The sequence below is a fragment of the Parahoeflea alexandrii genome (assembly GCF_027214025.1).
Lineage (GTDB): Bacteria > Pseudomonadota > Alphaproteobacteria > Rhizobiales > Rhizobiaceae > Hoeflea > Hoeflea alexandrii_A.
The window spans coordinates 269876-287024 of record NZ_JAPWHB010000004.1 but is presented as its reverse complement, the minus strand read 5'-3'; the positions used below and the strand labels follow the sequence as shown (position 1 = coordinate 287024).

The 17149-nt window shown below is 62.1% G+C and carries 19 protein-coding genes; 9 read left to right on the top strand and 10 right to left on the bottom strand.

All coding sequences use genetic code 11. The features are described 5' to 3' along the window. Window positions 1-4: 4 nt before the first annotated feature. Window positions 5-493 carry a tRNA (cytidine(34)-2'-O)-methyltransferase gene (locus tag O4H62_RS14960; protein ID WP_269389018.1) on the bottom strand — a complete coding sequence of 163 codons (489 nt, stop codon included), beginning with the start codon at window positions 491-493 and terminating at the stop codon, window positions 5-7. A 321-nt stretch (window positions 494-814) separates the two neighbouring features. Here O4H62_RS14960 and O4H62_RS14955 point away from each other — a divergent pair, with 321 nt between their 5' ends. The 6 genes from O4H62_RS14955 (at window position 815) to O4H62_RS14930 (ending at window position 8330) form a co-directional block, all read left to right on the top strand. After that, window positions 815-2665: an ABC transporter ATP-binding protein gene (locus O4H62_RS14955; protein ID WP_269389016.1), complete on the top strand. Its 1851-nt coding sequence runs from the start codon at window positions 815-817 to the stop codon at window positions 2663-2665. Between the two features lie 48 nt (window positions 2666-2713). Then, window positions 2714-4582 carry an ABC transporter ATP-binding protein gene (locus O4H62_RS14950; RefSeq protein WP_269389015.1) on the top strand — a complete coding sequence of 623 codons (1869 nt, stop codon included), beginning with the start codon at window positions 2714-2716 and terminating at the stop codon, window positions 4580-4582. 207 nt (window positions 4583-4789) lie between these two features. Beyond that, window positions 4790-5368 (top strand): ubiquinol-cytochrome c reductase iron-sulfur subunit, encoded by a 579-nt coding sequence (gene petA, locus O4H62_RS14945; RefSeq protein WP_269389014.1) that lies wholly within the window; start codon window positions 4790-4792, stop codon window positions 5366-5368. 14 nt (window positions 5369-5382) lie between these two features. After that, the gene (locus tag O4H62_RS14940; RefSeq protein WP_269389013.1) at window positions 5383-6684 is read left to right on the top strand and encodes a cytochrome b; all 1302 of its coding nucleotides are present in this window, start codon (window positions 5383-5385) and stop codon (window positions 6682-6684) included. A gap of 26 nt (window positions 6685-6710) precedes the next feature. Beyond that, on the top strand, window positions 6711-7565 hold the full coding sequence (locus O4H62_RS14935) for a cytochrome c1 (RefSeq protein WP_269389012.1): 855 nt from the start codon (window positions 6711-6713) through the stop codon (window positions 7563-7565). A 222-nt stretch (window positions 7566-7787) separates the two neighbouring features. Further along, window positions 7788-8330 carry an adenine phosphoribosyltransferase gene (locus O4H62_RS14930; protein ID WP_269389010.1) on the top strand — a complete coding sequence of 181 codons (543 nt, stop codon included), beginning with the start codon at window positions 7788-7790 and terminating at the stop codon, window positions 8328-8330. A 69-nt stretch (window positions 8331-8399) separates the two neighbouring features. Here O4H62_RS14930 and O4H62_RS14925 read toward each other — a convergent pair whose 3' ends face one another. Both O4H62_RS14925 and O4H62_RS14920 read right to left on the bottom strand, forming a co-directional pair. Beyond that, window positions 8400-8891 (bottom strand): MaoC family dehydratase, encoded by a 492-nt coding sequence (locus tag O4H62_RS14925; protein WP_269389007.1) that lies wholly within the window; start codon window positions 8889-8891, stop codon window positions 8400-8402. Next, window positions 8888-9361, bottom strand: a complete 474-nt coding sequence (locus O4H62_RS14920) for a MaoC family dehydratase (protein WP_269389006.1) — start codon at window positions 9359-9361, stop codon at window positions 8888-8890. The genes O4H62_RS14925 and O4H62_RS14920 overlap by 4 nt, the downstream gene beginning before the upstream one ends. Before the next feature lie 237 nt (window positions 9362-9598). Between O4H62_RS14920 and O4H62_RS14915 the strand changes: the two genes are divergently transcribed. Further along, on the top strand, window positions 9599-9805 hold the full coding sequence (locus tag O4H62_RS14915) for a YgaP family membrane protein (protein ID WP_269389004.1): 207 nt from the start codon (window positions 9599-9601) through the stop codon (window positions 9803-9805). A gap of 288 nt (window positions 9806-10093) precedes the next feature. On the opposite strand, the gene ychF is transcribed toward O4H62_RS14915, so the two are convergent. Both ychF and O4H62_RS14905 read right to left on the bottom strand, forming a co-directional pair. After that, on the bottom strand, window positions 10094-11197 hold the full coding sequence (ychF, locus tag O4H62_RS14910) for a redox-regulated ATPase YchF (RefSeq protein WP_269389002.1): 1104 nt from the start codon (window positions 11195-11197) through the stop codon (window positions 10094-10096). 112 nt (window positions 11198-11309) lie between these two features. Beyond that, a complete protein-coding gene (locus tag O4H62_RS14905) occupies window positions 11310-12215 on the bottom strand; it encodes an AraC family transcriptional regulator (RefSeq protein WP_269389000.1) in 906 nt (301 codons plus the stop codon). 159 nt (window positions 12216-12374) lie between these two features. On the opposite strand from O4H62_RS14905, the gene O4H62_RS14900 reads away from it, so the two are divergent. Both O4H62_RS14900 and O4H62_RS14895 read left to right on the top strand, forming a co-directional pair. Next, the gene (locus O4H62_RS14900) at window positions 12375-13133 is read left to right on the top strand and encodes an SDR family NAD(P)-dependent oxidoreductase (protein WP_269388998.1); all 759 of its coding nucleotides are present in this window, start codon (window positions 12375-12377) and stop codon (window positions 13131-13133) included. Between the two features lie 91 nt (window positions 13134-13224). Then, window positions 13225-13638, top strand: a complete 414-nt coding sequence (locus tag O4H62_RS14895) for a hypothetical protein (RefSeq protein WP_269388996.1) — start codon at window positions 13225-13227, stop codon at window positions 13636-13638. A gap of 12 nt (window positions 13639-13650) precedes the next feature. Here O4H62_RS14895 and O4H62_RS14890 read toward each other — a convergent pair whose 3' ends face one another. The 5 genes from O4H62_RS14890 to O4H62_RS14870 form a co-directional block, all read right to left on the bottom strand. Beyond that, window positions 13651-14100 carry a YHS domain-containing (seleno)protein gene (locus tag O4H62_RS14890; RefSeq protein ID WP_269388994.1) on the bottom strand — a complete coding sequence of 150 codons (450 nt, stop codon included), beginning with the start codon at window positions 14098-14100 and terminating at the stop codon, window positions 13651-13653. A gap of 86 nt (window positions 14101-14186) precedes the next feature. Next, window positions 14187-14927, bottom strand: a complete 741-nt coding sequence (pth, locus tag O4H62_RS14885; RefSeq protein WP_269388992.1) for an aminoacyl-tRNA hydrolase — start codon at window positions 14925-14927, stop codon at window positions 14187-14189. Window positions 14928-14959: 32 nt separating this feature from the next. Continuing rightward, the gene (locus O4H62_RS14880) at window positions 14960-15586 is read right to left on the bottom strand and encodes a 50S ribosomal protein L25/general stress protein Ctc (protein WP_269388989.1); all 627 of its coding nucleotides are present in this window, start codon (window positions 15584-15586) and stop codon (window positions 14960-14962) included. A 198-nt stretch (window positions 15587-15784) separates the two neighbouring features. After that, a complete protein-coding gene (locus O4H62_RS14875) occupies window positions 15785-16618 on the bottom strand; it encodes a hypothetical protein (RefSeq protein ID WP_269388988.1) in 834 nt (277 codons plus the stop codon). Beyond that, window positions 16615-17058 (bottom strand): ABA4-like family protein, encoded by a 444-nt coding sequence (locus O4H62_RS14870; RefSeq protein WP_269388987.1) that lies wholly within the window; start codon window positions 17056-17058, stop codon window positions 16615-16617. The genes O4H62_RS14875 and O4H62_RS14870 overlap by 4 nt, the downstream gene beginning before the upstream one ends. Window positions 17059-17149 lie beyond the last annotated feature (91 nt).

Sequence of the window (17149 nt, the reverse complement as noted above, 5' to 3'; positions counted from 1 at the left end):
TTGCCTACAGCCCGAACCGGCGATTGATCTCGCCGGCGATGATGGCGACGCTCATGGCGAGGTTGAGGCTGCGCCGGCCTTCGATCATCGGAATGGTCAGACGCGCATCGGCAGCGTCATGGACCCTGTCGGGCACGCCGGCGCTTTCGCGGCCGAACAGCACCACGTCCTGGGCGGTGAGGGTGTGGTCCGCGTCATCGATATAAGGCGTGGCGGATTTCGTGGTCATCAGCACGAGGCGGCGCTTTTCCGCCTGCCGCCATGTCTCGAACTCCTCCCAGCCGTCGTGACGGGTGAGGGTGGCCATCTCGATGTAATCCATGCCGGCGCGCTTGAGAGAGCGGTCGGTCATGTCGAAGCCGGCCGGGCCGATGATGTGGACGCCGATACCCAGGCAGGCGCCGAGCCTGAGGATCGAGCCGGTGTTGCCGGGAATGTCGGGCTGGTAAAGCGCGATCAGGGGCTTTCGGTTGGCGGCGGTTTCTGTGGTCATTTTATCACAATATCAAGCAAGGACAGGCCGAGGACGGACAAAGCGTTTGCGGTGATCTGGCACATCAGCCGAATCTGACTTAGAACAGACCATCTTCAACGCGAACCTGACGGAGGCTGTAATGCGCATCATCTATATCAGCTTTCCGATAGTGGCCATGGGCTACTGAACAGACAGGTCTTTCGCGGTTTCAGTTTTCATTTCCGGCTTTTGCGCCCTTTCCGACGGGCAAATGACGTTATCGCGTGATCCTGGCCTGCATTTCGATCCTGCCGGCGCATCGCATACGCGCCGCTTGCGGCACTTTTCAAGGAGACATCCATGTTTGGATGGTTTGAACGACGACTGAACCCCTATCCTGAAGCGGTTCCAACCGCGCCGCCGGAAGGACTGGTGGCTTTCTGCTGGCACTATTCGCGGGAAGCCGCCCCCTGGCTGCTTGCGCTGTCCGCCGTGACCGCGCTGATTGCCGTCGGTGAAGTCATGCTTTTTGGCTTCCTGGGCTCGATTGTCGACTGGCTTTCCAATACCGACCCGCAAGGATTCCTGCAGCGCGAATGGTTGCGGCTGGTGCTGATGGGCGCGGTGCTGCTTGTCGGCCTGCCGGTCGCGGTGATGCTGCATTCGCTGATTGTTCACCAGACGCTTCTGGGCAACTACCCGATGATCGCGCGCTGGCAGATGCACCGCTACCTGCTGCGCCAGAGCCTGAGCTTCTTTTCCAACGAGTTCGCCGGCCGGGTCGCCACCAAGGTGATGCAGACATCGCTGTCGATCCGGGAATCGGTGATGAAGCTGCTCGATGTGTTTGTCTTTGTCTCGGTCTACTTCATCGCCATGATCGGCATGGTGGCGAGCGCCGAGTGGCGGCTGGTGCTGCCTCTGCTGGTCTGGCTGGGCATCTACATCTGCCTGATCATGTATTTCGTGCCGAAGCTCAAGCGGATTTCGGCCGACCAGGCCGACGCGCGTTCGGCGATGACGGGCCGGGTGGTTGACAGCTACACCAACATCTCGACGGTGAAGCTGTTTTCCCACGCCGGCCGCGAAGAGGCGTATGCGCAGGAGAGCATGGACATGTTTCTCGAGGCGGTGCACCGGCAGATGCGCCAGGTGACGCTGTTTGAATCGCTGGTCTACTTCAACAATTGCGTCCTGGTGTTCGTGGTTTCCGCGATGTCGATCGGGTTCTGGCTGACGGGCATTGTGTCGGTGGGCTCCATCGCCGTCGTCATCGGGCTTTCGCTCAGGATCAACGGCATGTCGCAGTGGATCATGTGGGAGGTCTCGGGCTTTTTCGAAAATATCGGCGTGGTCCAGGATGGGATGGACATGATGGTCAAGCCGCATGATGTCGTCGACCGGCCCGGCGCCGGCGAAATCGTCGCCAGGAAGGGCGGGATCGAGTTCGAGAATGTCCGCTTCCACTACGGCAAGCAGAGCGGCGTGATCGAGAACCTGTCGCTGAAGATCGCGCCCGGCGAGAAGATCGGGCTTGTCGGCCGCTCGGGCGCGGGCAAGACGACCCTCGTCAGCCTGCTGCTGAGGTTCTACAATCTGGAAAGCGGGCGGGTGCTGATCGATGGCCATGACGTTTCCCAGGTCAGCCAGGACAGCCTGCGCGGTCAGGTGGGCATGGTCAGCCAGGACACCTCGCTCTTGCACCGCTCGGTGCGTGACAACATCGCCTATGGAAAGCCCGACGCCACCGAGGCGGAAATCCTCGACGCGGTGCGCAAGGCCAATGCGCTGGAATTCATCGAGGGGCTGGAGGATCTTGCCGGCCGCACCGGGCTCGACGCCCATGTCGGCGAACGCGGTGTCAAGCTTTCCGGCGGCCAGCGCCAGCGCATTGCCATCGCCCGGGTGTTTCTGAAGGATGCGCCGATCCTGGTGCTCGACGAAGCCACATCGGCGCTCGATTCCGAGGTCGAGGCGGCGATCCAGGAGAACCTGTTCGCGCTGATGGAAAACAAGACGGTGATCGCGATTGCGCACCGGCTGTCGACGATTGCGCAAATGGACCGGTTGGTGGTGCTCGACCATGGCGAGATCGTCGAAACCGGCACGCATGACGAACTGATCAAGTCGGGCGGCATCTATGCCGATCTGTGGTCGCGGCAGTCGGGCGGCTTCATCGACGTGGACGCCGACGCGACGGCGGCGGAATAGGAGCATGGTGATATTGCCAAACCCCGCTCCGGCTCTATTCTGTCGCCCATGATCTTCAGACCGCTGCTTGACCTTTTCGAAGGCTGGATCGATCCGTTTGTCCGGCGTTCGAGCTACCGGCCGCCGAAGTCGACGCGCTCGTTCCTGTGGCACTATGTCGGGCAGGCGAAGGGCGCATTTGCGGCGATGCTGGCGCTTGGCGGCCTGGTGGCGCTGCTCGAGGCGGCGCTGTTCTATTTCGTCGGGCAGCTGGTCGATGTTCTCGACGCCTCGGAACCGGCGGCGGGCTGGGGCGGGCTGATCGGCGAGCATGGCGCGACGCTGGCCTTCATGCTGTTCGTGGTGGTGGTGGCGCGGTTTGTCGTGGTGACGATTGCGGCGCTGGTCGAGGAGCAGGCGGTGGTGCCGGGATTCTTCAACCTGGTGCGCTGGCAGGCCTATTCGCACGTGTCGCGGCAGAATCTCGGCTTCTTCCAGAACGATTTCGCCGGTCGCATCGTCACCAAGGTCTGGTCGGCGGGCCAGGCCACCGGCGACTTCATGGTGTCGCTGTTGCAGGTGGTGTGGTTCATCATGATCTACACCGTGACCACCATGGCGCTGGTGGCGCAGCTTGACTGGCGGCTGTCGGCGCTGGTGCTCGCATGGATCGTGGTCTTCGGCTTCCTGGCGCGGTTCTTCGTGCCGCGTATCCGCCGCCACGCGCGGGCAAGTGCGGAAGCCTCGGCGATGCTCACGGGGCGCATCACCGACAGCTATTCCAATATCCAGACGCTCAAGCTCTATGCCCGCGACGCCGACAACGACCGCTATATCCGCGAGGGCTTTGACCAGTTCATTGCCACCATCATGCCGTTTACCCGGCACCTGACCGGGGTCCGGGCGTCGCTGGCAGCGCTTTCCGGAATGATGATCGCGGTGATCGCGGCCTTCGCCATCGATCTGTGGCTGGCGGGCGCAATCTCGGTCGGTGCGGTGGCGTTCACGCTGTCGCTGGTGCTCAGGCTCAACATGCTGCTGGGACGGATGATGACCCAGCTCAACGGGCTGATGCGCAATCTCGGCACCTTGCAGAACTCCGCCGAACTGGTGGCGCGGCCGATCGGGCTGTCGGATCGGGCGGACGCTGCCGAGCTTGTCGTTCACAAGGCCGGGATCCGGTTCGACAGGGCGTGCTTCGGCTACCATTCCGGCCGGCCGGTGATCGACGATCTGTCGCTCGCGATCGAGCCGGGCGAGAAGCTCGGGCTGGTCGGACGCTCCGGTGCGGGCAAGTCGACATTCGTCAACCTGCTGCTGCGCTTTTATGATCTCGATTCCGGGCGCATCGAGATCGATGGCCAGGATATTTCCGGGGTGACCCAGGAATCGCTGCGCCACTCGATCGGCATGGTGACGCAGGATACTTCGCTGCTGCACCGGTCGATCCGCGAGAACATCGTGTTCGGGCGTCCCGATGCTGACGATGCGGAAATCCTGGAGGCGGCGCGCCGGGCCGAGGCGTTGGATTTCATCAGGGATCTCCAGGACCAGCGCGGCCGCAAGGGGCTCGATGCCCATGTCGGCGACCGCGGCGTCAAATTGTCCGGCGGCCAGCGCCAGCGAATCGCCATTGCCCGGGTGATGCTGAAGAATGCACCGATCCTGGTACTCGACGAGGCGACATCGGCGCTCGATTCCGAAGTCGAGGCCGCGATCCAGGAGAACCTGGACGAGCTGATGGACGGCAAGACGGTCATCGCCATCGCGCACAGGCTGTCGACGATTGCGCGAATGGACCGTCTGGTGGTGATGGATCAGGGCCGTATTCTCGAAACCGGAACCCATGCCGAATTGATCGCGCACGGCGGGCTTTACGCCGATTTGTGGGCCCGGCAGTCGGGCGGGTTCATCGGCGTGGATGAAGCCGCGGAATAATCGGTCGAAATTCTCCGCGACATTGTGCCCTTCTACCTTCGTCCGGACTGGACTTTAGGTTCCATCCCGCATAGAAACCGCGCGATTGACAGAATTTCGCCGCATTGTCGGCACCGGCCGAATCTGCTTATAGCGGATAACCCAAATTCGGCTGGGGCAGTGGAGCGGAATGCTGATCCAGACGCAGCTTGAAGAGGACGTTGAGCCGTGAGTGAGCCAATGACACAAAGCGAAGGCGCGGGCGAACCGACCCGCCGCGATTTTCTTTATATCGCCACCGGGATGGCAGGCGTGGTCGGCGCGGGCAGTTTCGCCTGGCCGTTCATCGACCAGATGCGCCCGGATGCTTCGACCCTTGCGGTGTCCTCCATCGAGGTCAACGTCGAAGCCCTCGAGCCGGGCATGTCGCTGACGGTGAAATGGCGCGGCAAGCCGGTCTTCATCCGCAACCGCACCGAAGCCGAGATCGAGGAAGCAAAAGCTGTTGCGCTTTCCGATCTCAAGGATCCGGTCGCGCGCAACGCCAACATTTCCGGAGCAGCCGAAGCAACCGACATCGACCGCTCGGCTGGCGAAGGCAAGGAAAACTGGCTGGTAATGATCGGCGTCTGCACCCATCTGGGCTGCATTCCGCTCGGACAGGCCGGCGATTTCGGCGGATGGTTCTGCCCTTGCCACGGCTCGCACTACGACACCGCCGGCCGTATCCGCAAAGGTCCGGCGCCGCAAAACCTTCCGGTTCCGGTGTTTTCCTTCGTGTCTGACAGCGTCATCAAAATCGGTTAAGGGGGCTTTTGACCATGAGCAGCGATCACTCGACCTATCAGCCCGCTACCGGTTTCGGAAAATGGATGGACGCGCGCCTGCCGCTGATGCGGATGGTGCACGACAGCTTCGTTTCCTACCCGGTGCCGCGCAATCTCAATTACGCCTACACCTTCGGCGGCATCCTGATGGTGATGCTGGTGGTGCAGCTTCTGACCGGCATCGTGCTGGCCATGCACTACGCGGCCGACACCGCGATTGCCTTCCAGTCGGTCGAAAAGATCATGCGTGACGTGAACTCCGGCTGGCTGCTGCGCTACATGCACGCCAACGGCGCATCGTTCTTCTTCGTCGCGGTCTATATCCACATTGCCCGCGGCATGTATTACGGCTCCTACAAGGCGCCGCGCGAAGTGCTTTGGATCCTCGGCGTGGTGATCCTGCTTCTGATGATGGCCACCGCCTTCATGGGCTACGTGCTGCCCTGGGGCCAGATGTCGTTCTGGGGGGCTACGGTGATCACCGGCTTCTTCACGGCGTTCCCGGGCATCGGCGAGCCGATCCAGCAGCTCCTGCTCGGCGGCTTCGCGGTCGACAATCCGACGCTCAACCGCTTCTTCTCGCTGCACTACCTGCTGCCGTTCATGATCACGGGCGTCGTGATCCTGCATGTCTGGGCGCTGCATGTGACCGGTCAGACCAACCCGACCGGCGTGGAAGTGAAGTCGAAGACCGACACCGTGCCGTTCACGCCCTATGCGACCGTCAAGGACGGACTGGCGATGAGCGTCTTCCTGATGGTGTTCGCCTACTTCATCTTCTTCATGCCGAACTTCCTCGGCCATGCGGACAACTACATCCCGGCTGACTCGCTGAAGACACCGGCGCACATCGTTCCGGAATGGTACTTCCTGCCGTTCTACGCGATCCTGCGCGCCATCACCTTCAATATCGGGCCGATCGATTCCAAGCTTGGCGGCGTGCTTGCCATGTTCGGTTCCATCGCGGTGCTGTTCGTGCTGCCGTGGCTCGACACGTCGAAGGTCCGCTCGGCGGTCTACCGTCCGTGGTACAAGCTGTTCTTCTGGATCTTCGTCGCCAACGCGATCTTCCTCGGCTGGCTGGGCGCCAAGCCGGCGGAAGGCGTCTACACGACCATGGCCCAGGTGGCGACGCTGTACTACTTCGCGTTCTTCCTGGTCATCCTGCCGGTGCTTGGGCTGATCGAAACGCCGAAGCGCCTGCCAAACTCCATCACCGAAGCCGTGCTCGCCAAAAAGGGCGGCAATGGCGGGGCTGCGGCATCCGCGGCTGCGTCACCAGAAACCCGCGGCTGAGCGGCGAGACGGAAAGGATCCGAGATATGAAAAAGCTTCTTGCAAGCATCGTTCCGTTCGCTCTGGCCGCCATCATTGGCGCAGGCCCGGCAGTTGCCGCGGAAGGGGAAGGCGGCGGGACCCCCCACTACCCCATCCATCACCTGAAGGAGCAGTCATGGTCATTCGCTGGTCCGTTCGGTACCTATGACAAGGGACAGTTGCAGCGCGGCCTGAAGGTTTACACCGAGGTTTGTGCGGCATGCCATTCGATGAACCTGGTTGCGTTCCGCACGCTTGAGGATCTTGGCTATTCCGAAGAGCAGGTCAAAGCGTTCGCGGCCAATTATGAAGTCCAGGACGGCCCCAATGACGAAGGTGAAATGTTCACCCGCACGGCTATTCCCGCGGATCATTTCCCGTCGCCGTTCCCGAATGCGCAGGCGGCAGCTTACGCCAACAACGGCGCAGTTCCGCCCGACTTCTCGCTTCTGGCCAAGGCACGCTATGTCGAGCGCGGCTTCCCGCAGTTCATCTTCGACATCTTTACCGGCTACAATGAGAGCGGTCCGAACTACATCTACTCGCTGCTGACCGGCTATGAAGAGGCGCCTGCAGGCGTCGAGATCGCCGAAGGCACACATTATAACCCGTACTTCATCAGTTCCGCCGCGTTGGCGATGGCCAAGCCGATTGACGATGGCGCCGTCACTTATGATGATGGTTCGCCCGAGACGCTGGACCAGTATGCGCATGACGTGGCTGCATTCATGATGTGGGCCGCAGAGCCGCACATGGAAGAACGCAAGCGTACGGGCTTCATGGTCATCCTGTTCCTGGCGATCTTCTCGTCGCTGATGTACCTGACCAAGAAGTCAGTGTTCGCCAACAAGGACCACTGATTTTCGCCCTGTCCGGGCCGAGTTCGAATGCGCCGCCTGCGGGCGGCGTTTTCATGTCCGCTTCCCGGTTCCGGCAGCCCGGGTATCCGGGCAGCCCATCGCCGGAACTTGCCGGGATCCTGCATGACCGCCGCTCTCTTGCGGCATTGCCGAACCGGCACGAAAGCGGCTTGCACGGGGATCGGCCCCGACGCACATTGAGACATCCATCGGGGAGCCAACATGTCTGATCTCGAAACCGAACTGCGCGCCTCCATCCGCACCATCAAGGATTATCCGAAGCCGGGTATCCTGTTCCGGGACATCACCACGCTGCTCGGTGCGCCGCGGGCGTTCCGGCGCGCCGTTGACGAGTTGGTGCATCCCTATGCGGGGCTCAGGGTGTCGAAGATCGCCGGCATCGAGGCGCGCGGGTTCATCCTCGGCGGAGCGATGGCGCACCAGTTGTCGGCCGGTTTCGTGCCAATCCGCAAGAAGGGCAAGCTGCCGCACCACACGGTTCGCGTGGCCTACAGCCTCGAATACGGCGTCGACGAGATGGAGATGCACACCGATGCGGTGGCAGAAGGCGAAAGCGTCATCCTGGTCGACGACCTGATCGCCACCGGCGGTACGGCGGAAGGGGCGGTCAAGCTGCTGCGCCAGATGGGCGCCAACATCGTTGCCGCCTGTTTTGTGATCGACCTGCCCGATCTCGGCGGACGCAAGAAGCTTGAGGACCTCGGCGTGCAGGTGCGCACGCTGGTCTCCTACGAAGGCCACTGAGCGGGACTTTTCCTCTGCCTGTCTGGCTGATAGGCGAGTGTCAGGCAGGTGGTTCCATCCGTCGAGGTCCTAGTTTTCGGCGCGGTCGGTCTCCGGGAGCCTGACCAGTGCGGCGGAATCGAAACTCATCACCAGTTCACCGGATGTGTTGCGGGCTTCGGCGGTCAGTTCGAGGATGGACCAGCCGGGCCTTGAGTTGAGCGGCCGTGTGCCCCTGACGGTGCGTGAATAGAAGATCTCCTCGCCAGCGTAGACAGGCTTGAACCATCTGAGATTGCGGATGCCGGGCGAGGGGCCGAATTCGGGAAGCGTCCGGCCTTCCGCCTTGGCGTTTTGTGCTTCGATCGCGCTTGCCGCAATGTTGAGCTTCATCCAGGTTGCGGCGGTCTGCCAGCCCGAAGCGCAGAGACCGCCGAAGACGCTGTCCTTTGCCGCTTCCGCATCGAGATGGAAGCGCTGCGGATCAAACTGCCGGGCAAAGGCGATGATGGATTCGGCGGAGAAGACATAGCCGCCGAGTTCCTGGCGGTCGCCCGGTACAAAATGGGGATGATTGGTCACGAACTGGCACTCCCGGGATTTCTCAGCCGGATCATCACCGGATTTTCCGATTCCAGCACGGTATCGCCCTTCTGGTTGCGCAATTCGTGCTTCAGGCTGACGATGCCTATTCCCGGCCGGGACTGGGATTCACGGCTGTCGAGCACCCGGGTCTCGCCGGACAGGACATCGCCGGCAAGCACCGGTTTCTTCCATTTGACGTAGTCGACCCCGGGCGCACCTTCCGCAGCGGTGCGCAGCAGGTAGGAGTCGGTCATCATCCGCATCATCATGGCGCAGCTGTGCCAGCCGGAGGCTGCCAGACCACCCAGGATGGATTGCCGCCCGGCTTCGGCATCGAGGTGCATGGGCTGGGCGTCATACTCCATCGCAAACGCGATGATCTCGTCTGCCGTGACACGCTTGGGCCCGAGCGGAAACACCGTACCCGGCGGCATGTCCTCAAAATGGAGAAGATTATCGTCTGACATGGAAAAGGATCGCTTCTTCAATGGTGAATGCCGCGCAACCTAGTCGATTTCATTTAGGTGTGAAAGGTTTGCAGTGGCGGCGCGGTCAAAATACCTCCTGATCCCCGAAGGGTGCGTGAGATGCTCTGCAAATCGGGACAGCCGGCGATTGATCGGTGTCAAAGCGGTTTGTAACAAATCTGATAATCACTATGCATTCCGGCATTGCGTCCGGTCATGGGAACTGGAGTTACGGATATGCTCAAGAACAATGTTGGCGGTCTCGACCGCACGGTTCGCGTCATCGCTGGCCTGATATTGCTGGGGCTGTTTTTCCTCTACCCGGATGCTTCCTGGCGATACTACACGCTGATCGGCGTGATCCCGCTGTTTACCGGCCTGTTCGGCACCTGCCCGCTCTATTCGATCCTCGGGCTGTCGACCTGTCCGGTGAAGAAGACCTAGATCACGCAACAGCCGGCTGGCCATCCTGCGGCTGGGGTCGTGATCAGGCCGCGCTCGCGCGTGCGAGTGCGGCAAAGTGGTCAGCGTGCCCGCCAAGCAGCACGAACCAGACATAAGGCATGACCAAGGCACGGGCAGGCAGGCGATGCGCTTGCATGTTAGTTGGCCGAACCGGCGCTCCGTACCGCCATCTCACATGGCGCGCCAAGCGCGCGCATCGGTCCGCACAGATAGACAGGGGGCGCGGATCTCAGCAAATGGCTTGCCCGAGCCCGGGAGATTCAGGCGTCAGGTGTTGAAGCGGAAGTGGATGACGTCGCCGTCCTGGACCACGTATTCCTTGCCCTCGTCACGGGCCTTGCCTGCTTCCTTGGCCGGCACTTCGCCACCGAGCGAGACGTAGTCGTCATAGGCGATGGTGAAGGCGCGGATGAAGCCGCGTTCGAAATCGGTGTGGATAACGCCTGCGGCCGCGGGCGCCTTGGTGCCGCGCTCAATCGTCCAGGCCCGGGTTTCCTTGGGGCCGACGGTGAAATAGGTGATCAGGTCGAGCAGATGGTAGCCGGCGCGGATCAGCCGGTCGAGGCCCGCCTCGTCGAGGCCGAGCGCCGAGAGGAATTCCTTTGCTTCCTCGTCAGGCAGCTGCGCCACTTCGGATTCGATGGCCGCGGAGATGACGATGCTTTCCGCGCCCTGTTCGGCGGCCATTTTCGCCACCGCCTCGGTGTGGGCGTTTCCGGTCGCGGCATCTTCCTCGGCGACATTGCAGACATAAAGTACAGGGTGCGAGGTCAGAAGATTGAGGCCCTTGAGGATCGCGAGATCCTCGGCGGCGAGCGACTTCAGCATGGTGCGGACAGGCTTGCCTTCCTGCAACAGCTTCAGCGCGGCTTCCATCATAGGCAGCACCGTAAGGGACTCTTTGTCTTTGGAAGCGGCGCGCTTGCGGGTCTGGTCGGTCCGGCGCTCGAGGCTTTCGAGGTCGGCGATCATCAGTTCGGTCTCGATGGTCTCGGCGTCGCCAACGGGGTCGATGCGGCCCTCGACATGGGTGATGTCGTCATCCTCGAAACAGCGCAGGACGTGAACGATGGCGTCGACTTCCCGGATATTGGCAAGAAACTTGTTGCCCAGGCCTTCGCCCTTGGAGGCGCCGCGCACGAGGCCCGCGATATCGACGAACGAGATGCGGGTCGGGATGATTTCCTTGGAGCCGGCGACCGACGCAAGCTTCTGCATGCGCGGATCGGGCACGGCGACTTCGCCGGTGTTGGGCTCAATGGTGCAGAACGGATAGTTGGCAGCCTGCGCGGCGGCGGTCCGCGTCAGCGCGTTGAACAGTGTGGACTTGCCGACATTGGGCAGCCCGACGATGCCGCATTTGAAACCCATGGGATTGGTGTCCTTCAAGTAGATACTTGCGGCTTTGTATGGATGTGACGTTCCGCGTCAAGGGGTGATCGGCCGGGCGCGGCCCGCGGGCCGCGGATTGTCTGGCGTAGCGCTAGAATGAGCGACTTTCAGACGCTGCCGCCGCGCGGTAGACATCGTTGCGCGGCGGCGCGCCGAATTTCCGTGAATACTCCCGGCTGAACTGCGTGGTGCTTTCGTAGCCGACCTCGAAGGCGGCCGAGGAGACGGACAGCCCGTCCGCCGACATCAGCCGGCGGGCCTCCATCAGCCTGAGCTCCTTCTGGTACTGCAGCGGCGTGGTTCCGGTGACCTGTTTGAAATACTGGTGAAAGGATGACGGACTCATGCTCGCCTCCTCGGCGAGGGTGGTGACCGCCAAAGGCATGCGATAGTCGCTCCGGATGCGGTCGATGGCGCGCGAGATCCGGCTTGCGTGGCTGTCGCGCTGCATCAATTGGCGGAGCATGCCGCCGTGGCTGGCGGTCAAGAGCCGGAAGTGGATTTCCCTGAGGATGAGCGGCTGCATCACCTTTGCTTCCAGAGGATCGCCGGTGAGGGCGAAATAGCGCGCGATCGCCTCTACGATCTTCTCATCGGTCACGTCGGCGCTCAGCGTGTCCGCCTGCCGCCTCTCAAGTTCCGGTTCGCCGACTTCATCGCGAAGGCTGTGCAGGATGGCGATGTCCAGTGCGACGATGATCGCGAGGTAGGGCTTTTGCGGGCTGGCTTCGGTGACGCGGGCCATCACGGGAACGTCGTGGCTGACGATCAGCGACTGGCCTGCATCGAAGGCGACTGATCGGTCGCCGATGCTCACTTCCTTGCGGCCCTGCAGGTTCAGGCAGATTACCGGATGGTAGACAGTAGCCTCGAACGGGCTCGGCCTGGTCTCGCTATGGATGTAAAGACCGGAGATCCCGGTTTCCCGCCCCTTAACGGTTTCAGCATGTTCGCCAATGAATTCTGCGACGTTCCGGGCCAGATCCTGAAGTGTCATGGGGGTTCCTTTCGGCAGACAGGGATACGCCTTCGCGCGGGCCGCGTCACGGGCTTAATCGTACTTCCGGAGGATCGGGCAGAAGTCACGGAGGATCCGGCAGGCGAGGCGGCGATGCGGTCGATAGTTTGCGGCCATCCCAAACAGATGGAGCAAGACATGACACAATCGATCGCGCTTATCACCGGCGGCAGCCGCGGCCTCGGCCGCAACGCAGCCCTGCACCTCGCCCGTCAGGGGACGGGCATCGTCATCACCTACCTGTCGCGCTCGGACGAAGCCGCCGCCGCCGTCGCGGAGATCGAGAAGGCGGGCGGCAGGGCCGTCGCGCTGCAACTCGATACCGGAGACACGACGCAGTTCGCCTCTTTCGCCGACCGGCTCAAGGATGTGCTGGAGAAGACCTGGGGTCGCAGCAGTTTCGATTTCCTGGTCAACAATGCCGGCATGGGCATCCATGCGGGGTTCACTGACACCACCGAGGAGCAGTTCGACAGGCTGATGAACGTCCATCTCAAGGGCGTGTTCTTCCTGACCCAGAACCTCCTGCCGCTGATCGCCGACGGCGGGCGTATCCTCAACGTGTCGTCGGGCCTGGCCCGTTTCAGCCTGCCAGGATACGCGGCCTACGGCACGATGAAGGGTGCCATCGAGGTGCTGACCCGCTATCTGGCCAAGGAACTCGGTCCGCGCGGCATTTCCGTCAACGTCATCGCTCCGGGAGCCATCGAGACCGATTTCGGCGGCGGTGCGGTGCGTGACAACCCTGATGCGAATGCCTTCGTGGCGAGTGTCACTGCGATGGGACGGGCGGGACTGCCCGACGACATCGGCGGCGCCATCGCCAGTATCCTGCTCGGCGACAACCGTTGGATGACCGCACAGCGGATCGAGGTTTCCGGCGGAATGTATCTCTAGGCCGGAGGCGGCTTCGGCGTCGCAAGCGGGGGCGGGCGGCAACGTCCGCCCCAGTTCCGGCATGACCGGTCAATCTGACTGAAAGGTTTTCATGCGATCCTCACCGTTCCTGAACGTGGAAGAGGTCGAGATGGAAACCGAGCTTGCCACCTGGCATTTTCTCGCCGCGGGCATTGTCTTTGCAGCCATCGGGGTCCTGGCGCATGTTGCAAGGGCCGTCTTCAACGTCTTTCCCGACAAGATCTCGGACAGGCCGGCGGTCAACATCATGGTGTCGAACGACTATGGTTGGGCCGACCATCTGTGGGGCACCGAGTTCGACGATGCCGGCTACTACCGGCTCGACAGCCTGAAGAATCTCAGGCTTTCGGTGGTGTTCACAGTCTTCGGCGGGCTTGCCGCCATGTTGCTGGTCGACGGTGCCGGGGTTGGCATCGCAGCGCTCATCGAGGCGGGACTTGGCGCGTTAGTCGATCTTTTCTGGCAGCGCATCGCGGAACTGTGACGGGCAACAGGCCTATTTCGACGCCCAGTAGGCATCGGCCTTGCCGATGTAGCTTCCGCGGTCGGCGTCCCACCGCTTGCGCACATCGGCATTGTAGTTGAGGTAGAGCTTTCCATCGGCCACCGTGAATTGTTCCGGCTCGACCGGAGCGTTGTAGCCCTGGGCGGCGCCATAGGCGCAATAGCCGCCATATTGCGGCACATACTTGCCGGGGTCGGCCTCGAACAGGGCCCTGTGTTCTGCGGATGCAAAGCGGTAGATGGCGCCATCATGAGTGGCGGTGATTTCCGGGTCGCCCGGAACCGGCTTTGCCTCGGTGAAATAGGCGACAGGGTCATAGCCCTGGATCGCCACCCCGTGGAAGTTCAGGTTGGTCTCGCCGGCGATGGCTGCACCGGAAAGGAACGCCAGAACGAAAAACGGCAGCGCAAAGTGCGTGCGGATGATCCTGGATACGAACATGAATTGCCTCCCTCACCGGTCTCGTAACCCGGTCAGGATAGCGGAAGTGTTGTTCAACCCGGAATGACGATCCTGTGAGCGGCGGCTCAGTCCTTGTTGCCGAACAGCTTCTTCAGCATGTCAGCCATTGGCCCGGATGTCGGCAGCGTTTTCGGCTGCGCGGAATTGCGGGCCTGGCGGATGTGGGATTTGCCCGCCGGTGCGGGCTTGCCGGCGGTCGCCGAGACAGGTTTTCCCGGCTTGTCGGATTTTGGCGTAGCCGTACCGGTCGCCAGCGCAATCTTGTTGAGGAACCCGGCGTCGTCACCTCGCGCCATCAGCTCGGCATTGTCGGCGATGGCATCGAGCAGCGGCTCCAGCCATTGCTGGTCGGCCTTGGCGAAGTCGCCGAGAACATGCGGATTGACCCGGTCCTTGTGACCGGGATGGCCGATGCCGATCCGCAAACGCTTGTAATCCTTGCCGCAATGCGCGTCGATTGATTTGAGGCCGTTGTGGCCGCCATTGCCGCCGCCGACCTTGAGCCTGAGCTTGCCGGGGGCGAGATCGAGTTCGTCATGGATGACGATGATGTCGGCGGGGGAGAGCTTGAAGAACCGCATGGCTTCGCCGACGCTGTCGCCCGACAGGTTCATGAAGGTCATGGGTTTGAGAAGGAGCACCTTGTCGCCGGCGAGCGTACCTTCGGCAATCTCAGCCCGGAACTTTTTCGAAAATCCGGAAAACGAATGGCGGCGGGCAATCTCGTCCACCGCCATGAAGCCGACATTGTGCCGGTTCCTGGCGTATTGAGGGCCGGGATTTCCAAGTCCTGCGATGAGCAACATGGAGCCTGACCCTCAAAAACACGCCAAGCGGCTTATTCTTCGTCTTCTTCTGCCTCAGCGCCGCCGGCAGCGTTGTCATCGCTCTTGAGGCCGGCAGGTGCAGCGATCGTTGCGATGGTGAAGTCGCGATCGGTGATCGTCGGATGCACACCTTCAGGCAGCGTCACATGCGAGATGTGAATGCCGTCGCCGATTTCGAGACCGGTGAGGTCAACGACGAGCGCTTCCGGAATGGCGTTGGCCGGGCAGTGGCACTCGACCGCGTGACGCACGACGTTGAGAACGCCGCCGCGCTTGAGGCCGGGGGACTTCTCTTCGTTTTCGAAGTGAACCGGAACTTCCACAGTCACCAGGGTGTTCTTCGACACGCGCAGGAAATCGACGTGCATCAGGAAGTCGCGGACCGGATCAAGCTGGTAATCCTTCGGCAGGACGTTGTACTTCTTGCCGTCGACTTCGATGGTAACGAGGGTGGTCAGAAAACCGCCGTCGTGGATCTTCTTGGTTACGTCCTTGCGCGAAAGCGCGATGGACACAGGGTCTTGCTTGTCACCGTAGATGACAGCGGGAATCAAACCGTTGCGGCGAAGTTCACGGGCGGACCCCTTACCGACCTGTGCGCGCGCCTCGGCCTTGAGCTCATATGCTGCGTTGCTCATGGCAAATCCTTTCGAGGTTCTAAAAAAGGCTGTCTTCCGGTTCGCGGCATAAGCCGGTCCCAAAAAACATCAAGCGCCGTTTCCGGCGCTTCATCCGCGTTGCCTCCAAGGGTGTCTGCACGGACGGGGCCGCTATAGCCGAGCAAGTGCGCAAATGCAAGCTTTGCGGGCGGTTGCCGGCCTGGCTGATCCCGGACTTTAGAAATCCGGGACCAACGGCAGTCCGGCCAGGGCGCCGGCAAAGCATGCGACGACAATAGCGGCGAAAAGGACGGCACAGCCCCAGACCGCTGCCAAAGCCGCTCTTGGCGGCAGCAATGCGGCTGCAAGCAATCCCGCGACCGGCACTGCATGCATGGCATGGGTGGCCAGGAAATGCGGCGCCCGCAGGTCGCCCACTTCACGCGACCAGCCTATGATCGGTACCGTCGCCCCGGTCACTGGCGTGCCGACCAGGTGACCGGGAAAAGATGCCAGCGTTCCCGCCACGACCAGCGTGAGTATGAAGGTCAGAACCAGCCCAAGCGCGATGGACAGGTGCAGTGCCGGCGGCAATCCGGTCCGCGGATTGCGCCAGATGGCGATGCCGTGCACCAGCGTCGCGGAGGTGAGCAGCACGGCAAGAAGCCCCATTAGCCCGTAGATGCCCTGCATCACCGGGTTGGTGACGTTGAAATGGGAAGCCGTGCCATACATGGCGGCGCCGCTGACCCAGATCAGTTCGGCCACGATGGCGAAGATGACAAGACCGGAATAGACGCGGTAGCTGCGCCTTGCGGTCATGCCGTCCGGCAGCCAGCGGGCGAAAAAGGCCAGCGTCAGCAGGTGGAGCGTGAGCGCGATCTGGAACTTGATCGGCTTGAGCCAGACGTTCTCGCCGAGGAACTGCCGGTGGTCGAGCGCCATGGCCGCCAGCGTTGGCGCAAGCGACAGGCCGATCAGCAGCCCGGACGCGGCGAACAGGGGCTCGGCGTCGAACAGGCCGGGACGCCGGGCCGACTGGAGACGGTGGTTGAAAGCGATATCAGTCATGATGCACCTCCGGCGGGGAAGCTTGCGAACCGGCCATGAACAAGCCGCAGGCCGAGAAATGCCAAGAGACCGATCGGGCCGAAGAGGAAGGTGAGGACAAGGCAGGGCAGCACCAGAAGATGCGGGATGCGCTCGTGCCGCGCAGTGCGGACTTCCCAGGCTCCGACGAACAGGTCGAAGGCCAGGTAGTGCAGCCAGCCGGCAAGGGCGACGGCCGGATTGGTGAAGAGCAGCATCACATCGCTGAGGCTACCGAATCCGCCCTCGGCGCCTGACCAGTTGGCAAGGATGAGCGCGGTGTAGCCCAGCGAGAGGATGAGCGGAATGACGAGACCGGCAACAAGCTGGGTCAGTCGTGGTGCCAGCGGCGTTGCCGCCAGCGCCAGCCAACCTGTCATCGCAAGCGGGCCCGAGAGTTGAAAGAGGGCGTCGGGTTGCATGCAAGATCTCCATCTGGACAGTGACAAGATCAAGAGTGGGGCGTTATCTTGTCGTTGTCAAGATGAATTTGACGCTGTCCAGATGACGCGC